This is a genomic window from Novosphingobium sp. HII-3, assembly GCF_002916655.1.
Taxonomy (GTDB): Bacteria; Pseudomonadota; Alphaproteobacteria; order Sphingomonadales; family Sphingomonadaceae; genus Novosphingobium; species Novosphingobium panipatense.
The window spans coordinates 1-21,532 of record NZ_PPSM01000035.1; the positions used below are offsets into that span (position 1 = coordinate 1).

Sequence of the window (21,532 nt, forward strand, 5' to 3'; positions counted from 1 at the left end):
ATGGACCTGGAACACCGACTTCGCGATATCCAGCCCAATCGTGACAATCTCACTCATCGTCCGTCTCCTCGCTCTTCAGCCGAGGCAGTCTGCCTCAGCCGGTGAGCGGGAGCCATCCACTCCATCGCGTGTGGATGAAGCCCTGCAGGGCAATGGCGGAGCCGTGGCCGCCGGCGATCTCGTCGCCCTCACCTCTGCCTGCGACCTGATCGCGATAGCCGTGGCGGACGACGCCATCCCGCTCGTAACCGAAACCATGGCTTCAGCTTCCTTGAACCATCGCCCCTTCATATTCCACGTCAGCGGCAGCAGCGGGACAGCTCCGTTGTCCGGGCTTCAACGCGGCGGTGCGCTGACGGCGGCCATTCACCCGGCGATGACCTTCACGGGTGACACGGTGGTGGAACTGGAGCGGCTGCCGACCGCGCACTTCGCCGTAACGGGATCCAGCCCGGCGGCCATCACACAGGGTCTAGCGCTGGTGCAGGCGATCGGCGCCACGGCCGTCGAGATCAGTGAGGCACAACGTCCTCTCTACCACGCCGCCCTGTGCCATGCCGCGAACCACCTTGTAACTCTTATCGCAGGAGCGAGCGAGGCGCTGGCCACTGCCGGCGCGCCGGATCCAGGCGCCTTTCTGGCCCCCCTGGCAAGGGCCGCGCTGGAGAACAGCCTCGCCCGCGGGATGAGTGCGCTTTCCGGCCCGATCCTGAGAGGAGACGCGACCACAGTGGCCAGCCATCTGCGCGCGATTGAGCGTGACACGCCGTCGCTCCTGCAGCCCTACTCCGCTATGGCGCGCGCCACGCTCGAGGCCCTCGACCGGGACGGAAAAAAGCGCGCCAATGCTGAGCTGCGCTCCCTGCTGGAGCAGGCGCCCTCCGCTCCCGAACGCGATTAGGCGTGCCCTGAGGAACCGAACCGCGCCTCCGAAAGATCAAGCTCGCGCGTCAGCTTACGGGCTAGATCGCTGCTCACGCTGCGACCGCGCACGAGCTGTTCCAGAGTCGCGCGTTCGGCCCTGAGACCGACAAGCCGGAAGTCGCGCAGCAACCGATCGCTTGCCCGGACCTCACCGGGATTGCGGTCACTCAGTCCGTCGATCCGCTCACGATAGAGGTCCATCACCTGCCCGCCGGCTTCCGCGAAGATGTCCGCCTCACCGTGGCTCTCCGCCAGCTCGTGCTGATGCCGTTCTATTGCGCGGATAGCGGCTTCGGCGGCGGCAATCCGGGCGGCGTCCTCCTCCGCCTGCCGCGCCGGCTCGGGCGGCATGGCAAGGCCTTTCAGCAGGAGGGGAAGCAGGACGCTGGCAAGCACCAGGGACACCACGATCACCCCTGCAGCCAGGAAGATCGCCAGATCCCGGGCTGGAAACGGCGTGCCGTCACTCAGCGTCAGCGGAAGCGTCAGCACGCCCGCCAAGGTAATGGCGCCTCGAACCCCGGCCACCGAAGTGGCCGCGATCAGCCTGAAATCAGGTGTCTGGACGCCGACAACCTGCCGTCCCTTGCGCAGGATCGTCAGCTTGAGCGAGGCCCAGACCCATAGGAAGCGCAGGATCGCCAGCCCGGCCACGATCGCCAGGACATACACGGCCAACCACCAGGGTTGCGTGTGGCCGGTTGCCGCCACTGTCCGGTCCGCACTCTCGACGATACCGGGGATCTGTTCGCCAAGCAGGACGAAGATGATGCCGTTTAGCGTGAACTGGATCATGTCCCAGACCGAGTTGCGGCGCATCCGGGTCGCCGCCAGCGCCTGGCGCGAGATCTCGGCATAGGCCATCGTCACGCCGGCGCTCACTGCCGCGAGGATGCCGGAAGCGTGGACGTGTTCGGCAAGGAGGTAGGAGCCGAAGGGGATCAGCAGGCTGACGAGGATCTGCGACCCCGTATCCTCTCCCCATCGGCCGGACACCCACGCCTTGGCGCGAGTGGCCGCCAGCGTCACCCCGACGCCGATCGCCAGCCCCGCCCCAGCGACCCAGAGGAAATCAAGAGCGGCAGCCCCGGCCGAGAAGGTGCCGGTAAGCGCGGCGGCGACCGCGAAGCGCAGGCAAACAAGGCCAGAGGCGTCGTTGAGCAGCGATTCGCCCTCCAGGATGTGCATCATCCGCTTGGGAATGGGCACGCGCGCCGCAATCGCTGAAACCGCGATCGGATCCGTGGGAGAGACAACCGCCGCCAGCGCGAAGGCCACCGCCAGCGGCATTGCCGGGATCATCCAGTTGATCAGGAAGCCCATGCCCACGACCGTCAGCAGCACCAGGCCCAGCGCCAGTTCCACCACGGTGGAGAGGTCTTTGAAGAGTTCGTCCTTCGGTATGCGCCACCCGTCCAGAAAAAGCAGGGGCGGGAGGAACAGGAAGAGGAAAAGCTCGGGATTCAGTTCGACACGGTGCGACGTGAACATTCCGATCGCGCCGCCCAGCATGATCTGGACCAGCGGCGTCGGGATGCCAAACGGCAGCATCCTTGCAACGGCACCGCTGACGACGACCGCCAGCAGCAGGAAAAGGACAATCGAAACGGACTCCAAAACTGCACTCCATGTGGCTGAAGGTCCAGCTTAGGGGAGCTGTCGCGGTCTGAACAAGCCACAGCGGCAGAAAATCCGGTCCGCCCGATGGCGTATATCGCTGGCGGCAATGCAAAAACATGACTATCGCTGCGTCATCGGCAGCACCGACAGGGCGCGCTGGCGACTGAGAGACAGCAGACGTGCTCCCGCCTTTTGTCCGGAGCCTTTGCATGTTCTCTCCGCCACCTGCTCCCCCGCTCGCGCCCGCAGGGCTCGCCCACGACTTCTCCATCGCGGCAGCGCAGCTGTCATGATCGACGATAAACTGGTTGGCACCGCCTTCGTGCCCGATGGCGTGGAGCTGAGGTTGGTGCAGCATGGCGAGGCGTTCACGATCCTCCTCGAGGACAACGAGTTGATGAGCACGAAAGCCAGTGCCTCGGAAGAGGCGCTGGCGATCATGACGCGCGAGCGTCTGCCCGACCGGCCGGCGCTGCAGTTCCTGATCGGCGGTTACGGGATGGGGTATACGCTTCGCGCCGCCCTGTCCGTACTTGACGAGGACGCGCATGTCGTTGTTTCGGAGATCGTCCCGGAGATCCTCACCTGGGCGAAAGGGCCCATGCACGCGTTCACGGACGGCTGCCTTGACGATCCTCGCGTCACGGTCGTGGGCGAAGACGTCGCGCTCCTGATTGACTCTGCGCAGGACGCCTATGATGCGATCCTTCTGGACGTGGACAACGGACCCGAGGGTCTTACCCGCAGAAGCAACGATGGCCTCTACTCCGTTCCAGGATTGCACAGGGCCATGGCCGCGTTGCGTTCCGGCGGCATCCTCGCGATCTGGTCCGCCTACGCGGATCCGGCCTTCACCGTACGCCTCCAGGAGGCCGGCTTCCGGGTTTCGGAAGAGGAAGTGCGAGCCCGGCCAAATGGCAAGGGATTTCGCCACCTGATCTGGTTTGCGCAGAAGCCCTGACATTGCGCCGCGCTGCGGGATAACGTCCTGAGCCGCGCATGCCACCGGCGATCTCGGCCGTTTACTTGTAGCAACGCTCCACACTGCAAGAGTGCGGTGGCGGCGGTCTGCGCTGGTGCCGGGTCACCCCACCGGGGCTGGCGGCAGGGCTTGGCTCTCAGGCTGCACTGGCGTTTGGAAGGAGCGGATGGCCGCCCATCCGATGAGCGCCGTGACCAAAAGGATCAGCACAAGAAGCACCTTGGCGAGAAGCCCGGGGCCTTTGCGCGCGGGAGGTCGGCTCATGGACTTCCACCCCTCTTTCCGTCTGCGCCGGGCCACCTGCCAGTCCCTTCTCCGGGGCGGTGGCTTCCGGGGATGTCACCCGGTCAACGAAGAGGTGACCGGGTAACGGGCGGCAATCAGCGTGTGGCGGGTTCGGCGATGCCGATAGGCTCCACGCTGTCCGGGTTCTGCGGCAGATCGAAACGGTCCGCGTTCATCACCTTGGTCCAGGCACTGACAAAGTCCCGGACGAACTTCTCCTCGTGGCCCACTTCGGCATAGACTTCTGCAACCGCGCGCAGCTGGCTGTTTGCGCCGAAGATCAGGTCAGTGCGGGTCGCCCGCCACTTTTCCTGCTGACCTCCGCGATCGTAGCCGATGAACTCCTCGTCGGCGCTTTCATCGATCACCTTCCAGAAGGTGTCGTTATCCAGCAGGTTGACGAAGAAGTCGTTGGTCAGTTGCCCCTTGCGGGTCGTGAAAACGCCTTCCGGCGCATCCTTGTAGTTGGCACCCAGAACGCGTAGGCCGCCCACCAGCACCGTCATTTCCGGCACGGAAAGCCCCAGAAGCGACGCACGGTCGAGCAGAAGCTCCTCCGTCTTCACGGAGTGCTTGGTCTTCAGGTAATTGCGGAAGCCGTCGGCCACCGGCTCCATCACCGCGAAGCTGTCCGCGTCCGTCCATTCCTCAGTGGCGTCGCCGCGTCCGCCCTTGAACGGCACCTTGATGGAGAACCCGGCGTCCCCGGCGGCCTTTTCGACCGCAGCCGTCCCCGCGAGCACGATCGCATCGGCCATCGAAAGCCCGCCGCGCAGTTCATCGATCTTTGCGAGCGTGCCCGCCAGTTCCTCCGGCTCGTTGACGATCCAGTCCCGCTGCGGCGCCAGCCGGATACGCGCACCGTTCGCACCACCACGATGATCGGACCTGCGATAGGTTGAGGCCGAGGCCCACGCCGTCTTCACCAGTTGGCCGACGGTCAGGCCGGCGTCGAGGATCGCCGTCTTGAACGCCGCCACATCCGCTTGGGAAGCCTGCTGACCCGGCGGCACGGGATCCTGCCAGATCAGCGTTTCCTCCGGCACTTCCGGGCCGAGATACCGCACCTTGGGACCCATGTCGCGGTGAGTCAGCTTGAACCACGCGCGTGCAAAGGCATCCTTGAACGCTTCGTGATCGTTGCGAAACCGTTCCGAGATGGCCCGGAGCTCGGGGTCGACCTTCAAGGCCATGTCGGCGGTCGTCATCATCGTCGGTACCCGCAGCGATGCGTCGTGAGCCGCCGGTGCCATGTCCTCGGGCTTCTGGTTGATCGGCTGCCACTGGTGCGCACCGGCCGGGCTGCGGACAAGCTCGTACTCGTAGTCGAACAGGAGGCGAAAATAGTTCTCGGACCACTCCGTCGGCGTGTTCACCCATGCGCCTTCGATGCCGCTGGTGATCGTATGCGCGCCAAAGCCGCTTTCGTGGGCGCTGGCCCATCCCAGCCCCTGCAGAGCGATATCCGCAGCCTCAGGCGCCGCATCCACCAGACTGGGATCACCCGCGCCGTGGGCCTTGCCGAAGGTATGACCGCCTGCGGTGAGCGCGACGGTTTCCTCATGGTTCATCGCCATGCGCTCAAACGTCACCTTGATGTCCCGCGCCGACTGCAGGGGGTCGGGCACGCCGCCCGGGCCTTCGGGATTGACGTAGATGAGGCCCATCTGGATCGCTGCCAGCGGATTCTCGAGCTCAAGTTCCTCCTCGGGAAGGATGCGCGTCTTGTTGTCCGGATGGCCGACGAACTGTTCTTCGCTGCCCCAGTAGATGTCGCGCTCCGGCTCGAAGACATCGCGGCGACCGCCGCCGAAGCCGAACACAGGACCACCCATCGACTCGATCGCGACATTCCCCGTGAGGATGAACAGGTCGGCCCAGCTGATGTTCTTGCCGTACTTGCGCTTGATCGGCCAGAGGAGGCGACGTGCCTTGTCGAGGTTGCCGTTGTCCGGCCAGGAGTTGAGCGGTGCGAAACGCTGCTGGCCACTGTTGGCTCCGCCGCGCCCGTCTGCCGTGCGGTAGGTCCCTGCGGCATGCCAGGCCATCCGGATGAAAAGACCGCCGTAGTTCCCGTAGTCGGCCGGCCACCAAGGCTGGCTGTCAGTCATCAGGGCTTTCAGGTCCGCCTTGAGCGCATCGTAGTCCAGGGCTTTGAACGCTTCGGCATAGTCGAACGTGTCGCCCATGGGGTCAGCCGAAAGGCCGCCCTGGTTGAGGATTTCCAGAGGGAGACTCTCGGGCCACCAATCGCGGTTCGTTCGCCCAAGCAGTGAGCGCACGGTCGTCGGCTTGCCCATGGGGCAGGCCATCTCACCTGTCTTCGCATCCATGTCGCATCTCTCCTATATCCCCGGCAGGAGGGTCACCCATTGCCGTGACGAGGTAAAGGCAAATCTGCGGCCAGGGGGCCCGCCAATCACCTGCATTAAGAGTTTGGCAGCCAGCATTTGGCGGTGCCGGGTGCGATCCGAGGCGACCCGACGAGACTCAGCGGCACGCGGTCCAGCTGCCGCCGCGTCGCGCCTGGTCGAGGTGGAGGTGATCGGCGTGTGCCGCATTGTATTCAGGCGAAAGGACCGTCGAGAAGGCTGCACACGCACGGTCTCGCACAGTGCGCAGGAACAGGCTCTTCCCGTCCGGCTCGTCGGCCGCGCCACCCCAGTCGCGCAGGACGCTGATGCGGGTGCCGTCCGCCAGCACGAACGCCGATATGTCGATCGCATTGCCGGTCGCGTGCTCGCTCCAATTTCCTTCATCGCCCCCGCCGATCCTTCTGCAACTGTACGTGCCCAGCTGCTCGATCCGCACGACGGCCTGGCCCAGAAGCGCCTTCGCGGCCGGCTGAACGCCATTGTTCAGCCACCGCGCGAGACCAGCGTCGACGGCGCAGGTGGCTTGGGCCCTGCGGGGACTTAGTGTGACCTCGAACCGCGCCGGGGCCCTCAGCACCTTGCGGTCATCTCTCCTGCACTCGCCCGTGCCGACAGGGGCCAGCGCGGTTTCCTCTATCCCGCTTCGCCTGAGAAAGGCCCGGCACTGATCGCGGTCTTCACGCAGAGCAGCCACCTTGCGAGCGGTCATCCAGCCATCTGGCATACTCAGGGTCAGGGGCGCCCGGGGATCGTGCTCGGGATGGCGGCGCAGCCATTCCCCCGCGCCCAGGACGATGCCGCCCAGCATCAGCGCAACGATCAGCAGACGAAGAAAGATCGCCACTACAGCCTAGCCTTACAGAACCACGGCCTGATACCGCCGGATAGCATGTGTCCTAATGCGCGAAGTCGCGCAGAGTTGTCGCCCCTCACTGTTCAAATCCGCCATAGCCGGACGTGCGGCAACCTTCCGCAACTCCGTCGCGGGTAAAGTGTTACGCCTGTTGTTCCCCACACGAAGTTCGACAATGCCGGAGTGAAAATCTTGTCCGATCAACATCATGACCCGATGAACGAGCGTCATGCACCGCCGGGTGCGCGGAAAAGGTTTCGCAAGTCGGCCTGGATTGCGGCTGGACTGCTCGTCATGTTCCTGGCCGCCATGGCCATTACGTCGACGACCATCGGCATCGTGGACCGGCCCGGTCACGATCCCGGCTCGGTGCAGAAAGCCCCCGGCGACGAGGCCGATCTGCCGCGCGACAGCTCTCCGCAAGGAAGCACGCCCACATCGTGACCGCACGACAGAGCGCGGAAGCGTCCCTGCGATGGGCGTGCCCGCACTCAACGAGTGCAGCATCGTTACCTCGTGCCCGCCACACGATCATCGCCGATCGTGAGAGTTCGCATCGCCCCGACTGCTTCGAGGAAGCGAGCATCGTGACTGACGACGAGCAATGCGCCGTCAAAAGCCTGCAGCGCTGCTTCGAGAACCTCGGTCGATTCGATGTCCATATGGTTGGTAGGTTCGTCGAGGATGAGCAACCAGGGGGATTGCGGTGCAGACAGAACGGTCGCCAGTGCCGCCCGCAGCCGCTCGCCGCCTGACAGAGTTCCGACGATCCGCTGGGTGTCACGGCTGCGGAAAGCGAAGCGGGCACAGGCGGCATGGGCGGCCTCCTCGTCAAGCAGCGGGTGAAGGCGGCGCAGGTTGCCCAGGATGGTGTCCTGCGGATCAAGCAGGCGAAGATGCTGGTCGAGCATCGCAACTCGCTGGGAAGCTCGCCGCACGGTACCCTTGCTCGGCACGAGTTCGCCCATGGCAAGGCGCAGCAGCGTCGACTTGCCTGCCCCGTTGGGCCCGGTGATCGCGACCCGTTCCGGACCGTGGAGGGCGAACGTCCACGGCCCAAACTGTCGGTCGCCGACTTCGGCCTCCACCTCTTCCAGCGCGAGCACTTCGGTGTGCGGCGGCAGACCGGTAGCCGGCACCTCTATCGTAAGCGGGGTCAGGATCTCAACGCGGGCGCGCGCCAGTTCCAGCGTTCGGGTGGCCTCCTCGACCTGTCGATCGGCCAGCCGCCGGGCCTGTCCGCCGCTGTTCTGGGCCCGCTCCGCCTGCGCACCCAGCAAGATCCTGGGCTCCGATCCCCGCGCTGCGAAAGCCCGTCCCCTGCTGTCACGCCGCTGCTTCGCCTCACGGGAAGCCTGGGCCGCGTCCAGGGTGGAGCGAAGCGCCGCCTGGCTACGCTCCCGCTCCGTTTCCGCGAGCGCGCGCTGAGCCTCACGCGCTGCGGCGAAAGCGGACCAGCCGCCCCCGACAATCCGCACCCCCGTGGGATTGAGCTCGATGATGCGATCCATGTGCTCGAGCAGCGCGCGGTCATGGCTTGCCACCAGCACTCCGCCTCGCCAGCTTCCAATCAACTGCTCGATCGCTTCGCACCCGAGCTTGTCCAGATTGTTCGTCGGTTCGTCGAGCAGCAGGAGGTCAGGTCGTTCGAGAACAAGCCTCGCCAGGCCGATGCGGGTCTGCTCGCCGCCTGAGAGGCTCTCCATCCGCCGGTGTAAATCCAGCGCTGCCAATCCGACGCGGACAAGCCCGCTTTCGATGGCGGCCTGAAGCGTCCAGTCCGCGTCGTCCAGATCGGCGTCCGTGCCGTCTCCGGCCTCTATCCGATCCAGGATGGCAAGTGGATCGGCGACGCCAAGCGCTTCTGCGATCGTGTCCTCGCCCCGCCAACGTTGAAGCAGTCTGCCCGCAGTGGCGGTACGATGCACCGTGCCGGAAAGCGGCTCCGCGTCACCTGCTGCGATCCCCAGCAGGGTCGACTTGCCGGAACCGTTGCGCCCGACGAGGCCGACCCGCTCGGCACCGAGCGAGAGGGTCAGATCATGGAAAAGAGGACGGCCGTCAGGCGTGGCGGCCGAAATGCCGGAAAGGGTGAGAAAGCTGGACATGGACACCGTGATGAACCGGGAAGACAAGGTGGGCTGCGCTGGTCTTCGAATGGTACACGGGCTTGCGTCCTTATGCTGGGACTGACTCTATAGGGCTGGAGCAGGCACAGCACCACCCCTGCGCTCCACGTGGCAGGGAGGTCCGTCAACGGCGGTTCAGGAGACTGTCCTTCAACGTCAGCTGCAAGGTTATCGAACGTGGCGGACTGGCGGTTCCAAGAACGTCGCCCTGTACCGTTGTGCTCGTGCCGGTCCCGCTTGCAGTCGCCCCGACCACCGAACCCGCCACTACGTAAAGCTTGTTCGTCAGGTTACGTCCGATCAGCGCCACCTCCCACGGCTTGTCGCTGCCGCCGTTGAGCGTGACCGTTCCGTTCAGGAGCCAATAGGCCTCCTGCCGGTTGAGGGGGTTCGCTTCGGTTTGCGTGATGTAGCTGCTCGAATAGTTCGTATCGACGGCGATGGTTGCGCCCAGCGCATCCGAAAAGCTGTGGTCGTAGGCCACGCCGGCTGTCAGCGTGAATTCGGGCGCGCGGAACAGGCGCTGTCCGGTCTGATCCTGATCCTGATAGGGATTGGCTGCGGTTCCGTACGTGGATGATGGCAGGCCGGGGTTGCGCGGGTTGAGGTTGCACCCCGCCGCCACGGACTGGCCAGCGTAGCACCCTCCGATGAAGTCGGTATACCGCGACCGGTTGTACGCAGCGGCCGCGTTGATCGACAGGCCCGCTACGGCATCCGGCCGGAAGGTGACACTGGCCTCCAGGCCCTTGATCTCGGCACCTCCGGCGTTCTGAGTGAGCTGCGTGAAGGACGCGTTGTCATAGCGGGAGAGCTGAAGGCCTTCGTACTTGTAGTAGTAGCCCACTAGGTCGAACAGGAGCTGGCGACCAGCAAGATACCCCTTGATGCCACCCTCGCCTCCTCTGGCCGTCATCTGGCCATAGGAAAGATCGACCCGGGGCAACGCCTGGTTCGCCTGTGAGCGGAGGGTTGTGGGGACGGTGTTGAACCCGCCCGAGGTGAAACCCTCGCGATAGGCGGCGTAAAGCGTCAGATCGCTGTTCGGCCGCCAGGTCAGGGTGATCTCGGGCGAAAAATCCTCGTAGTTGCGGCGCGGCTTCAGCACGTCGACCGGGCTGCCGAACGAGGTACCGAAGAGCGTCTTGCGCTCCCACGAATAGCGTCCGCCCGCCGCCAGTTCGAGCGTGTCGATCAGCCTGTAGCGCGCCTGCCCAAACACGGAGTAGGCCGTGGTGTGCACGTCATAGAAGGTGGAGCCTACCAGGAACGGTGTCGCTGCGCCGCCGAAGTCGACACCGAAAGCCTGGCGAATCTTGAAGTGGGCATCCTGGAAAAAGCCGCCGAACAGCACATTGAAAGGGCCATCGAAGTCGGTCGCGACGCGCACCTCCTGGCTCACCGCGTCCGCGACGATATCGTTGGAGGCGCCGAAGTACGGTACGTTGGAGAACGTGAACGGGTCGACCGACTTCTCGCCAAGGCGATAGTATCCCGTCACGGAGGACAGCGTCAGCTCGTCATTGAGATCCTGGTCCGCCGAGAGCGAGGCCAGGAACTGGGTGGACCTGACGAAGGGTACCCCATCCCCGAAGGTCGGGTCGAGGGCAACCATGCGCGCAGGCAGTATGACGCTGTAGAAGTCGCGGTTCAGCTTGCAGTCGATCGCGCCGGACAAGCGGCTTGTGCCACCCGGACAGAACACGATCTGGGAGCCTCCGGTGGGCCCGACCCCGTCGCGCGTCCGCCGACCGTATGCGACCTTTCCGGTGATCCGCGTCGCATCATCGGGTGAAGCGAAGGCAAGGGTTCCGCGTACGAAGACATCTTCGGCGTTGTAGCTGTCCGCCGCCGGCCCCGCCGTGACACCCGGCAGGGGCTCGGCGACGTTGCGAAACCAGCCGTCCTCCTTGGAATAGTAGCCCACGACGCGTGCGCCGACCGTTTCGGTAAGAGGGGCTGAAACGGTGCCCTCCACGAAACGCTGGTCGGCGGCGAACTCGTACCCGGTGCGCACCTTCGCTTCGAAGGTTGGCCCGGGGTCCTGCGAAACCAGCGACACGATGCCGCCCGGACTGTTCTTGCCATAGAACAGCGCCTGCGGCCCCTTGAGCACCTCCACGCGTTCCAAATCTATCTGGCCAAGCCGGATGGCGTTGCCGTAGCTGATCGGCACCCCGTCAACGTTCAGGGTGACTGCGGTTTCAGTGGACGGATTCGATATCCCCGAACCAATGCCCCGCAGATTGATGGAGCCACCCACCTGGTTCTGCGATTCCGCGATGACCAGTTGCGGCACCTGCTGGCTGATCGCGGTCAGCGTGACCGTGGCGTAGCGCTGCAACTGCTCCTGCGACAGCGCGGAAACCGCCACCGGCACATCCAGGAGGCGCTCGCTCCTTTTGCGGGCAGTCACGATGATGTCGCCGCGCGCGGCATCGACGGCGCTGCCGCCATCGCCCTGCTGCGCCACGACCGGCGATACCGTCGAGAGGTAGACAAACACCGTAGCGACGCCTGCCGCCGTCCGCCGTCCGCTCATGCACTCACTCCCACAGCGCTCGTCGGGTCCGCCAGCCTGGCTTGATCGGGCGGTTTCCTTCTCCGATGCGTCGTCCCAAAGCGTTCTTCCGGGGTGGTGCGGTGTCAACAGGGACGGTTCGAGCATCGCCGGGCCGTGGTGGAATTGCCAGAAAGGTCAAGACACCTTGCCTTCTCGGACACTTGCGAGGAGCGACCTGGGCGCGGCTCGGCGTAGTCAATCCGGGTGCCCTAACCGAATGGGCCAAGGCAGTTGACAAACAGTCATGGTTGTTTGTTATTTCTCGCCGGACTGTCGAGTCACCATGACGCCGGCAAAGGAGCACAGCGGGAGAGCCTTTCGCGATGAGCAGGATCTATGGCAGGATTTTCCAGATCGCGTACGTCGTGCCTGATCTTGACCAGGCGGTCGCGCACTGGACCGGGACGATGGGCGTCGGTCCCTTCTACGACTTCCCGCTCCCCCTGCATTTCGAGGAACTCTCCGTTGCCGAGAAGCCGGTGGCGCTGAACGAGCCGATCTTTGGCGGCGTATCGATCAGCTACAGCGGCGACACGATGATCGAGCTCATCCAGCCTGGCCCTGCCCCCTCGACGTACCGGGACTTCCTTGATGGCGGCAACAGCGGTGTACACCATTACGGTACCTGGATCGAAGACTACGAGGGCACGCTGGCCCACGCGCGGGAGAACGACGTCCCCGTCGTGCTGGAAGGTCGCCTGCCACTGTCGCGCTTCGCCTATCTCGATCTCGCGCGTGACGGACTGAGCCCGCTGGTAGAGGTCATCGCGCCCCTGCCGCCGATGGTGGAACTGTTCGCCATGATCAGGCGCGAAGCGGCCCGTTGGGACGGTACCGATCCTCGCCGCACCATCTGATGGACAGCCGCGCCGGAAGTCCCGTGCCGGCGCCGAGCGCGTTCAGGGGCTTCCCTTTCCTCCATGCGCGCCCACGGCTGTCCCGGTGCTGAAGCTCGATTCATCCGAAGCCAGCATGACGAAGAGCGGCGCCAGTTCTGCAGGCTGTCCCGCGCGGCCCAGGGGAGTGTCCTGACCGAACTCTCCAAGCTTGCCGGGCAACTGCCCGCCCGCCACCTGCAATGGCGTCCAGATCGGCCCGGGCGCCACCATGTTGACGCGGATGCCCTTCTTGGCGAGCTGCTTCGCCAGTCCCTTGGTGAAGATGAGCACCGCTCCCTTCGTGCTGGCGTAATCCAGCAGTTCCTCGCCTGGATCGTAGGAGTTCACGGAACCCGTGTTGATGATCACGGAACCCGCCGGCATCAGCGGAATGGCAGCCTTGCTGATGCGGAACATCGCAAAGATGTTGGTTTCGAACGTCCGCACCATCTGCTCATCCGAGATTTCGCTGATGTCGGCCTTACTCTGCTGGTAGGCGGCGTTGTTGACAAGGATGTCGAGCCCGCCAAGCCCCTCCGCAGCTTGCGCGACGAGCCTCCTGCAGGCATCTTCGGTACGGATGTCGGCGGGAATGGCCACCGCCTTGCGACCAGCCTGCCGTATGAGATCCACCACCTCGCGCGCGTCAGGCTCCTCGGTCGGGTAGTAGTTGATCGCCACATCCGCGCCTTCCCGTGCGAAGGCGATCGCGGCTGCGCGACCGATGCCGCTGTCGGCACCGGTCAGCAGCGCCTTGCGACCGGCAAGGCGGCCGGAACCCCGATAGCTTGTCTCCCCGTGATCGGGTCGTGGGTTCATCTTGCCGGCAAGAGCGGGCCAGGGCTGCCGCTGCTCGGGAAAAGGCTCCGTGGTGTACTTCGTCCGCGGATCCTTCAGCCCGGCGGGAGCGCTCGTGCCCCCTGCGGCGGGCTGCTGCCCGAATACCGGCGATGCCGCCATGGCGAAGCCGGCCGCCGCACTTCCTCCCAGTACCATGCGCCGGGACGCTCCTTCTTTTGCCATTGCCTGCTCCACCTGCTAGAGAATTGCCGGCAGTAAACGGCCGAGGCGGATGAGTGGCCTTCCTCCACTAACGCAGGTGTGACAATGCTTCCGCTGCGGGGAACCCTGGCAAGGACGGCGGGGGCGCTGCCGCGGTCACCGGACATGCTCCGACAGGCCCCGTGCGACGCTGCCGCTCGTGATGGGCCTCAGACTGTCAGCCCATCGCGCACGATGAGGATGTCCTGCGCGATGGCGGTCAGGAGATCGGACGCGCGGCTCCCCAGCAGCACATGCGCCATGCTGCCCCAGCCGTGCGATCCCACGACCGAGACAGGATTGCGGTACTGCCGGGCGAACTTCTCGACCGCGCCTGCCGGATCGCTTTCCACGCTGTGAGGTGTGATCCGGTCTCGCCAGGGGGCCACCGTGGGCGAGGCGAGGAAACGCTCCATCTCTTCACGCGACCACGCTTCCCCCAGCTCAAGCGAGACATCCGCCTCGAGCCGTCTGGAAAGCGGCCTGCTGAAAGCGTGGACCAGAGTGATGGGCCCGTCGAACAGAACCGCCGCGGTGCCAAGCGCCCGCGCCGACCGTTCAGAGAAGTCGGTTCCGACGATGATGCCGTCGTAAGGCACGCGCGGCCGCTCCTTCACCACCAGCACCGGCGCCGTCGCCCGCCGCACGAGATAATCCACCGCCGTCCCCAGAAAGAAGTCCGAGACGTGGTTGTAACGCGCCGCTCCGACGACGACGAACGCCGCCTGCCAGTCCTCGACCACGGTCGCCAGCATCTGGGGCGCCGGTCCCTGCTCGAGCACCACCTCGAACGGGACGGTGAGGTCTTCCACCACCCGGTCGAGCGCCTGGCGCGCCCACTGCATCCGCTGGCGGCCGTCGACGCCGTTCCTTTCTTCCACGGCATGCACAATGACGAGCCGCGCCCCACGCTGCTCGGCCAGCATCACCGCCCGGTCGAACGGGCGGTCGCTGCGCGCGGTCAGGTCGGTGGCGACGACAATGGGTGCGGTCATGTGTCTATCCTTGTTCGGCCCAAGATCAGGAGTGCAGTTCCTCGAACCAGTCGAAATGCTTCATCGCCCATTTCTCCAGTTCAAGCACCACGAAGAGAACCACGCCGAGCGCGACGATGATCGCGCCATCGAGCAACGTGATCGACCGCGTCCCGAAGATGTCGTGCATCACGGGCAGGTAGGTGAAGGCCAACTGCGCGAGCAGCACCCCGCTGATCGCCAGCAGGACCGCCGGCGTGCCGAGAGCACCGCGCCACGTGAGCGATCGCATGTGGAGATAGCGCACGTTGAACAGGTAGGAGGTTTCGGCGATGACCAGCATGTTGACCACCAGTGTGCGGGCGGTCGCGATGTCCTCTCCCCGCGCCTGCGCTACGAAGAAGACCGCCAGCATCAGCACCGTGAACAGAATCGACACGAAGATCACGCGCCACAACAGGAAAGGCGACAGCAACGACGCGTCGGCCCGCCGCGGCGGTCGCTGCATGACCTCGGTTTCGGGCGGCTCGAAGGCGAGCACCAGGCCCAGCGTCACCGTGGTGACAAGGTTGATCCAAAGGATCTGCGTCGCCGTCATCGGCAGGGTGAAGCCCAGGAGGATCGCCAGCACCATCAGCATGGCCTCCCCGCCGTTGGTCGGCAGAGTCCAGGCGATGACCTTGCGCAGGTTGTCGTAGACGGTGCGGCCCTCATGGACGGCCGCGACTATGGAAGCGAAGTTGTCATCCAGCAGCACCATCTGCGAGGCTTCGCGCGCCGCCTCGGTGCCGGTGAGCCCCATCGCGGTGCCCACGTCCGCCTGCTTGAGCGACGGAGCGTCGTTCACCCCGTCTCCGGTCATCGCCACGATGGCGCCGCGCGCCTGCAGCGCCCGCACGATGCGCAGCTTGTGCTCCGGACTGGCACGGGCAAAGACGCTGACGCGGCCGACCACATCCTCCAGTTCCGCATCGCTCAGGCGCTCAAGCTCGGCCCCCGCCATCGCCACCGGATCATACGCAAGATCGAGCTGGCGCGCGATCGCGCGCGCCGTCTCCACGTGATCGCCGGTGATCATCTTCACCGCAATGCCGGCGCTGCGGCACTCGGCTATGGCCTGACGCGCTTCCTCGCGCGGCGGGTCAATGAAGCCCATCAGGCCCAGCATCGTCAGCCTTTCGAGATCCTGCGCACGCAGGCGCTCCCTCGGCTCGGGCAGGCGGACCATGCCGAAGCCGAGCAGGCGCTCGCCCAGACGCGCCGCCTTGGCTGACAGGTTGTCCCAGCGGACCGGATCGGCCTGCGGTTCGGCGAGTGCCAGCACCGCCTCCGGCGCCCCCTTCACAAAGACGACATGCTCCCCGCCTGGCCCCCGATGCAGCGTCGCCATGTAGCGGTAAGCCGCATCGAACGGAATCTCGTCCACTCGCGGCCACTCGCCCGCGAGATGGACAGGGTCCAGCCCCGCCTTCATCCCCAGCGCCAGAAGCGCGCCTTCCATAGGGTCTCCGGCAACCGTCCATTCGGCCTTATTCTCGGACAGGCGGGCATCGTTGCACAGCATCCCGCAGCGCAGGATCGCAGCGGCATCGGCAAGCGCGGCAGCATCGTCGCGGCCACCCTCCTCCGTGATCGCACCCTGCGGCGCGTAGCCGGAGCCGGCGACCTCAAGCGCACAACTTGCCGTGAAGACGTGCCTGACAGTCATCTCGTTGCGGGTGAGCGTGCCGGTCTTGTCGGTGCAGATGACCGAAGTGGCCCCCAATGTCTCCACCGCCGGAAGCTTGCGGATCACCGCGTTGCGCGCCGCCATTCGTCGGACACCGATGGCAAGGGTGATGGTGATGACCGCAGGCAGACCCTCCGGAATCGCCGCCGCCGCCACCGCGACGACGGAAATCAGCGCATCATCCCACACGAACCCCCGGATCAGCACGGCGAACGCAAAGAGCAGGATCGAAGCACCCAGGATCGTGAAGGTCAGCTGGTGCGAGAAGCGGTTGATTTGCTGTATCAGCGGTGTGACGAGCACCGGCACCGCCTGCAGCATACCGCTGATACGGCCGATCTCGGTCGCCGTACCCGTGGCGATCACGACGCCCGTGGCCTGTCCCTTGGCGACCAGCGTGCCCGAGAACGCCAGCGACGTGCGGTCGCCCAGCGGCGCGTCAGGGGCGACCGCGTCCTCCTGCTTTTCCGCAGCAATGGATTCACCGGTAAGCGCGGCCTCCTCGATCGCGAGGCCTCGCGCCCTCAGCAACCGCAGGTCGGCGGGCACACGGTCACCCGGCTCCAGCAGGACCACGTCGCCGGGGACCAGGTCGACCACGTCGATCGATTGCCGGCGCCCTTCGCGCTGCACCACCGCGCGCGGCGAGATCAGCGACCCCATGCCGTTCAGCGATTCTTCCGCCTTGCCCTCCTGCACGAAGCCGACGATTGCGTTGACGATCACCACGGCCAGAATCACTAGGGCATCGATCGGATGGGCCAGTGCGAGCGCAGCGATGGCAGCAGCCAGTAGGAAGTAGATCAGCGGATTGTGGAACTGCGCCAGGAAGCGCCGCAGAGGTTGGACGCGTGCCTCCTGCGGCAGTGCATTCGGCCCGTACCGTTCGCGCCTGCGGGCCGCCTCGGCCTCCGAAAGTCCGGCCGGGGTGACGTCCAGCCTCGCAAGAGCCTCGGTGGGAGAGAACGCGTGCCACGGCGCGTCCCCGGAAGCTTCAGACGATAATGATGGGGGAAGATCGGCTGGTCTGTTCATGCTGCCCCTCTTTGCCCTACATCGTCAGAGCGACCCGACCCTCGATCCTGCCGTCCCGCAGGTCGTCGAGCACATCGTTGACCTCCTCGAGCGGGCGTGCCGCGACTTGCGCCTTGACCTTCCCCTGGGCCGCAAAGGCGATCGCTTCGCTGAGATCGCGGCGGGTGCCGACGATCGAGCCGCGGATGGTGATCCGCTTCAGCACCACGTCGAAGATGGGCGCGGGGAAGTCTCCCGGCGGCAGACCGACCAGGCTGACCGTGGCGCGGCGGCGCGCGCAGGCGATGGCCTGTCCGAACGCAGCCGGAGATACCGCCGTGACCAGCACGCCATGGGCGCCGCCACCCGTCTCGCGCTGAATCGTCTGAACGAGGTCGGGGTCCGTGGCATCAAGCGCAATCTCGGCGCCGAGTGACTTCGCCAGTTCCAGCTTCGGCGCGCCGATGTCGATACCGATCACCTGCAGTCCCATGGCCTTGGCGTACTGGACTGCGACATGGCCGAGCCCGCCAACCCCCGAGATCACCACCCATTCGCCTGCGCGCGCCTCAGTCTCCTTCAGGCCCTTGTAGACGGTGACCCCCGCGCACAGGATCGGTGCCATCGAGACAAAATCGGTCTGCGCCGGAAGATGGCCGACGAAGGGCGCGCTGGCGATGACATATTCCGCGTAGCCGCCGTTGACGCTGTAGCCGGTGTTCGCCTGTTTCTCGCACAGCGTCTCCCACCCGCTCTCGCAGTATTCGCAGGCGCGGCAGGCATGATGTAGCCATGGTACGCCAACCGCGTCGCCCTCCTTCAGCCCTTCCACATCCGGCCCTATGGCGACGACGTGGCCCACGCCCTCGTGTCCGGGAATCAGCGGCAGGGCCGGCTTGACCGGCCAGTCGCCGTCGATCGCGTGAAGGTCGGTGTGGCAGACGCCGCTTGCGACGATCTTGACCAGCACTTCGCCCGGGCCTGGGACCGGTATCGGCGCCTCTTCTATCGAAAGAGGGGCTTTGAACTGCCGCGCGATGGCGACCCTCATGGTCTGCATGATCCGCTCCTTCGAGTAGGAATGTCCGAATAGTGATGCATGAACCGCCAAAGGAACCTTGCGGCTCGCTACTACGGGAGACTACGCAGCTGTTGGAGGCTTGTCGCCCTAGTAATGGCCCTAAAACGCCGTTTGTTTGGGAGGGGCAGTAGACGGGAGGATCTCAGGCGAGACTCATTGGACACTCGACATACATGGGGGCAATTGAGTGCCCCCCGCCGCACACGCGCAGGAGCACGGCGTGCCGTGTGCATGCTGCCGAGACGGATCCGATTTCGAACGAACAGTCTTGCGGATGCACCCTAATTGCAACACACAGGGTGCATGAAAAAGCCGCTGTTCGCTCTTCTCCTCATCGCAGCCGCGCCGGTATCTGCCTCTGCACCGGACCCAGCTTCGCTTCGCAGCACCATCGAGAAGCTCGTCAGCTTCGGGACACGCCATACCCTGTCGACAACGACGCACCCGACACGCGGGATCGGGGCGGCGCGGCGATGGGTTTCAAGCCGCTTTGAGCAGATCGGCCGCGATTGTGGAGGCTGTCTTGCGGTCGAGACGATCGGCACCTTCACGTCGGGGCCAAGAGCGCCCGAGGGGGTTCGCGTCGAGGATGTGATCGCCATACAAAAAGGCAACGGCGATCCAGATCGTGTCGTCATCGTCCAGGCCCATCTCGACAGCCGGGTCAACGACGTGATGGACGCGACCACGAACGCACCGGGCGCAAACGATGACGGTTCCGGAGTGGCGCTCGTGATGGAAGCCGCCCGGTTGCTCTCGCGCGAAAAGTTCCCGGCGACGATCGTGTACGCGGTGCTCTCGGGCGAAGAGCAGGGCCTGTGGGGCGGCAAGCTCCTCGCGGACACCGCCAAGGCAAGGGGCTGGAAAGTCGCGGCCGTGCTGAACAACGACATCGTGGGCAACACACACGGCATCGGCGGCCAGCACGTCGACGATCGTGTCCGCGTGTTCAGTGAAGGCATCGAAACCGCCGCCGATGCCGCAGGCATCAAGCAGCAGCGGGCGATCGGAGGCGAAGATGACTCGCCTTCCCGCGCTTTGGCAAAGGCCATCGTCCGCATCGCCGGCGCGAACAAGGGCATCGGGCTTGATGTGGTCGCGGTGCGGCGGCCAGACCGGTTCCAGCGCGGCGGGGATCACACCCCCTTCCTCGAAGCAGGCTTCCCCGCTGTTCGTTTCAGCGAGGCGACGGAAAACTACGATCGCCAACACCAGACAGTCCGGACCGAGAACGGCCGCCAGTACGGTGACACCATCGACTTCGTGGATTTCCCCTATCTGTCCCGCGTGACCACCCTCAATATCGCGGTGCTTCGCGAACTGGCAAGCGCACCAGCAGCACCGGGCGGTGTATCGATCGCCGGCGCTCTCAGCGACGATACGCGTGTCACCTGGCAACCGGTGCCGGAAGCCGCCGCCTACCGCGTCCGTTGGCGTCGCGCCGACGGTATCGCTTGGACCGATCACCGCGACGTGCCCGCCGCCAATGCGTCGCTGGATCTCCGTCACGTGAACATCGACGATCATGTGTTCGGTGTGTCTGCTCTCGCAGCCACAGGTGCGGAAAGCCTGGTCACCTTCGCCGGCGTACCCCCGCGCGCGACCCCGGGGAGCAGCAAATAGCTTCCCCGTCCGATCGTGGACCTGGTGAACCCTGCGGGGAAAGGGGTACCGTGGAAAGGTCGCGTAACGGCGCGTGGCGTATATATGCTTGAAGACGTAACAGTCGCGCCAAACCCGCCGCCGCTGTGTTACCTCTTTACGTGATCCAGCTGATATCTCCCCTGCTGCCGGTTTGATGCACCGCGATCGGTTTGTTCATCGACTGGAGAGCGGTGATGCACCGAAGAATGTTCAGGCCCGACTTCAAGCCTGTCACTGCGTTCAACGCCGGACATTGGTCGGCAGCGCGACGATGCTAATCTGGGCGGATTTAAGACAGTTGCACACTTCGAAGAACCGAGCAATTTGGGGGTGATGTAGACGAGCAGGTGCCCGAGAGCGCCGGAGCCCTTCTTTTGGCGGCCTGATTTGTCGATTTTCTGAAGCGAGCCGGGTGATTCACCCCGGTTTCCGGGTCATGCAGGCGCAGTACGCCCCTCAAGCCAGGCGAGCCGCTGAAAGTTATAAGCGAGGTTGGCCATGCCGATCTTGATGCGGGTGCGAGCGATGCCGATGGTGCGCACGACCAGGCCCATGCGATGCTTCTGCCCGGCGAAGACATGCTCGACGGCCGAGCGAACCGCCGAGCGCCTTGCGTTGGCGCGTGCAATACGCTGGGGCATCGCGCGTCGGTGCGGTTTTCGCTGGTGGATGTGGCTGGTGAACATGCCCTTGGCCAGGAAGGCCTCGTTCTTCTTCGATCGGTAGGCCGTATCGGCCCAGACGCCCGAGGCGGTGTTGTCCGGACTGATTAGCACCGGCAGCCTGGCCCCATCGTGAGCATTCGCCGCGCTGGCATCCCAGGTGCGGATCAGGCCGTGAGCCCGGTCGATGCCGATGTGGTTTTTATAGCCAAACATCGGAATGGCGAGGTCGACCGGCTTGAACGCCGTGGGATCGGCACCTTCCTTCACCTTGGCCTTGGTGTACTTCACGCTCCAGCGGGCATCGCGATCCTTCTGCCGGACTTTCGCAGGCCTGTCCTTCCAGCGCTCGGGGATCCGGCCCTCCTTGATTGCCGCCTTCTCCTCTTCAGTATTGCGCTGCTTGGGCGCCGGCACCACGGTGGCATCGATGATCTGCCCGCCCATGGCGAGGTAGCCCCGGTCGGTCAGCGCCGCATCGAACCGGGCGAAGAGCTTGTCGATCGCCTTGGCCTTCACCAGGCGCTCCCGAAACAGCCATACCGTTGTCGCATCGGGCACTGTTCCGTCGAGAACCAGGCCTAGGAAGCGTTGGAACGAGAGCCAGTCCTTGATCTGGAATTCCGTCCCTTCGTCCGACAGCGAGTAGAGTGTGGAGCGGCGTGCAAAATTGCCCCCCTTAGCGGGGTGATCGGCGTCTAAAATTGACCCCCTTCATCTCATTGTGAGAAGCGCCGCCGTTTGGGTTCCGAACGGCGGGTACAGGGATGTTGGTTGA

15 protein-coding genes and 1 pseudogene are annotated in these 21,532 nt (G+C 65.0%); 5 read left to right on the forward strand and 11 right to left on the reverse strand.

Annotation, left to right across the window (positions count from 1 at the left end):
• On the forward strand, positions 1 to 901 hold a 901-nt coding region (locus C2R25_RS12880), incomplete at its 5' end, for a Rossmann-like and DUF2520 domain-containing protein (protein WP_369825708.1).
• Here C2R25_RS12880 and C2R25_RS12885 read toward each other — a convergent pair.
• Positions 898 to 2,541, reverse strand: a complete 1,644-nt coding sequence (locus C2R25_RS12885) for a Na+/H+ antiporter (RefSeq protein WP_103729595.1) — start codon at positions 2,539 to 2,541, stop codon at positions 898 to 900. The genes C2R25_RS12880 and C2R25_RS12885 overlap by 4 nt on opposite strands.
• Before the next feature lie 292 nt (positions 2,542 to 2,833).
• Between C2R25_RS12885 and C2R25_RS12890 the strand changes: the two genes are divergently transcribed.
• Positions 2,834 to 3,505, forward strand: coding sequence for a spermidine synthase (locus tag C2R25_RS12890; protein WP_103729596.1), 672 nt, complete (start codon positions 2,834 to 2,836; stop codon positions 3,503 to 3,505).
• A 123-nt stretch (positions 3,506 to 3,628) separates the two neighbouring features.
• Here C2R25_RS12890 and C2R25_RS20470 read toward each other — a convergent pair whose 3' ends face one another.
• From C2R25_RS20470 to C2R25_RS12900, 3 genes are all read right to left on the reverse strand, one after another.
• Complete coding sequence (locus C2R25_RS20470) at positions 3,629 to 3,790, reverse strand: hypothetical protein (RefSeq protein WP_158250669.1); 162 nt, start codon at positions 3,788 to 3,790, stop codon at positions 3,629 to 3,631.
• A 116-nt stretch (positions 3,791 to 3,906) separates the two neighbouring features.
• A complete protein-coding gene (katG, locus tag C2R25_RS12895; protein ID WP_103729597.1) occupies positions 3,907 to 6,144 on the reverse strand; it encodes a catalase/peroxidase HPI in 2,238 nt (745 codons plus the stop codon).
• A gap of 157 nt (positions 6,145 to 6,301) precedes the next feature.
• Positions 6,302 to 7,030: an extensin family protein gene (locus C2R25_RS12900; RefSeq protein WP_233203971.1), complete on the reverse strand. Its 729-nt coding sequence runs from the start codon at positions 7,028 to 7,030 to the stop codon at positions 6,302 to 6,304.
• Positions 7,031 to 7,231: 201 nt separating this feature from the next.
• Between C2R25_RS12900 and C2R25_RS12905 the strand changes: the two genes are divergently transcribed.
• The gene (locus C2R25_RS12905; protein ID WP_146049665.1) at positions 7,232 to 7,483 is read left to right on the forward strand and encodes a hypothetical protein; all 252 of its coding nucleotides are present in this window, start codon (positions 7,232 to 7,234) and stop codon (positions 7,481 to 7,483) included.
• A 65-nt stretch (positions 7,484 to 7,548) separates the two neighbouring features.
• On the opposite strand, the gene C2R25_RS12910 is transcribed toward C2R25_RS12905, so the two are convergent.
• Complete coding sequence (locus C2R25_RS12910) at positions 7,549 to 9,147, reverse strand: ABC-F family ATP-binding cassette domain-containing protein (RefSeq protein ID WP_103729599.1); 1,599 nt, start codon at positions 9,145 to 9,147, stop codon at positions 7,549 to 7,551.
• Positions 9,148 to 9,292: 145 nt separating this feature from the next.
• Positions 9,293 to 11,710: a TonB-dependent receptor gene (locus C2R25_RS12915; RefSeq protein ID WP_103729600.1), complete on the reverse strand. Its 2,418-nt coding sequence runs from the start codon at positions 11,708 to 11,710 to the stop codon at positions 9,293 to 9,295.
• Between the two features lie 344 nt (positions 11,711 to 12,054).
• Here C2R25_RS12915 and C2R25_RS12920 point away from each other — a divergent pair, with 344 nt between their 5' ends.
• Complete coding sequence (locus C2R25_RS12920) at positions 12,055 to 12,588, forward strand: VOC family protein (protein WP_103729601.1); 534 nt, start codon at positions 12,055 to 12,057, stop codon at positions 12,586 to 12,588.
• Between the two features lie 42 nt (positions 12,589 to 12,630).
• On the opposite strand, the gene C2R25_RS12925 is transcribed toward C2R25_RS12920, so the two are convergent.
• The 4 genes from C2R25_RS12925 to C2R25_RS12940 all read right to left on the reverse strand — a co-directional run bounded on the left by C2R25_RS12925 (position 12,631) and on the right by C2R25_RS12940 (position 18,430).
• Complete coding sequence (locus C2R25_RS12925; protein WP_103729602.1) at positions 12,631 to 13,632, reverse strand: SDR family oxidoreductase; 1,002 nt, start codon at positions 13,630 to 13,632, stop codon at positions 12,631 to 12,633.
• A 188-nt stretch (positions 13,633 to 13,820) separates the two neighbouring features.
• Positions 13,821 to 14,645, reverse strand: coding sequence for a universal stress protein (locus C2R25_RS12930; protein WP_103729603.1), 825 nt, complete (start codon positions 14,643 to 14,645; stop codon positions 13,821 to 13,823).
• Positions 14,646 to 14,670: 25 nt separating this feature from the next.
• A complete protein-coding gene (locus C2R25_RS12935) occupies positions 14,671 to 17,388 on the reverse strand; it encodes an HAD-IC family P-type ATPase (RefSeq protein ID WP_103729604.1) in 2,718 nt (905 codons plus the stop codon).
• A 16-nt stretch (positions 17,389 to 17,404) separates the two neighbouring features.
• Positions 17,405 to 18,430 (reverse strand): zinc-dependent alcohol dehydrogenase, encoded by a 1,026-nt coding sequence (locus tag C2R25_RS12940; RefSeq protein WP_103729608.1) that lies wholly within the window; start codon positions 18,428 to 18,430, stop codon positions 17,405 to 17,407.
• Between the two features lie 321 nt (positions 18,431 to 18,751).
• Between C2R25_RS12940 and C2R25_RS12945 the strand changes: the two genes are divergently transcribed.
• Positions 18,752 to 20,071: a M20/M25/M40 family metallo-hydrolase gene (locus C2R25_RS12945; protein WP_103729605.1), complete on the forward strand. Its 1,320-nt coding sequence runs from the start codon at positions 18,752 to 18,754 to the stop codon at positions 20,069 to 20,071.
• Between the two features lie 455 nt (positions 20,072 to 20,526).
• Here C2R25_RS12945 and C2R25_RS12950 read toward each other — a convergent pair.
• Positions 20,527 to 21,405 (reverse strand): annotated as a pseudogene (locus C2R25_RS12950) (IS5 family transposase); the annotation flags it as partial.
• Positions 21,406 to 21,532: the final 127 nt, after the last annotated feature.

Bases quoted from the DNA above. Each gene is read 5' to 3' on its own strand.
- C2R25_RS12890 (WP_103729596.1), top strand. From the start codon at position 2,834: ATGATCGACGATAAACTGGTTGGCACCGCCTTCGTGCCCGATGGCGTG.
- C2R25_RS20470 (WP_158250669.1), bottom strand. From the start codon at position 3,790: ATGAGCCGACCTCCCGCGCGCAAAGGCCCCGGGCTTCTCGCCAAGGTG.
- katG (WP_103729597.1), bottom strand. From the start codon at position 6,144: ATGGATGCGAAGACAGGTGAGATGGCCTGCCCCATGGGCAAGCCGACG.
- C2R25_RS12910 (WP_103729599.1), bottom strand. From the start codon at position 9,147: ATGTCCAGCTTTCTCACCCTTTCCGGCATTTCGGCCGCCACGCCTGAC.
- C2R25_RS12915 (WP_103729600.1), bottom strand. From the start codon at position 11,710: ATGAGCGGACGGCGGACGGCGGCAGGCGTCGCTACGGTGTTTGTCTAC.
- C2R25_RS12920 (WP_103729601.1), top strand. From the start codon at position 12,055: ATGAGCAGGATCTATGGCAGGATTTTCCAGATCGCGTACGTCGTGCCT.
- C2R25_RS12925 (WP_103729602.1), bottom strand. From the start codon at position 13,632: ATGGCAAAAGAAGGAGCGTCCCGGCGCATGGTACTGGGAGGAAGTGCG.
- C2R25_RS12930 (WP_103729603.1), bottom strand. From the start codon at position 14,645: ATGACCGCACCCATTGTCGTCGCCACCGACCTGACCGCGCGCAGCGAC.
- C2R25_RS12935 (WP_103729604.1), bottom strand. From the start codon at position 17,388: ATGAACAGACCAGCCGATCTTCCCCCATCATTATCGTCTGAAGCTTCC.
- C2R25_RS12945 (WP_103729605.1), top strand. From the start codon at position 18,752: ATGAAAAAGCCGCTGTTCGCTCTTCTCCTCATCGCAGCCGCGCCGGTA.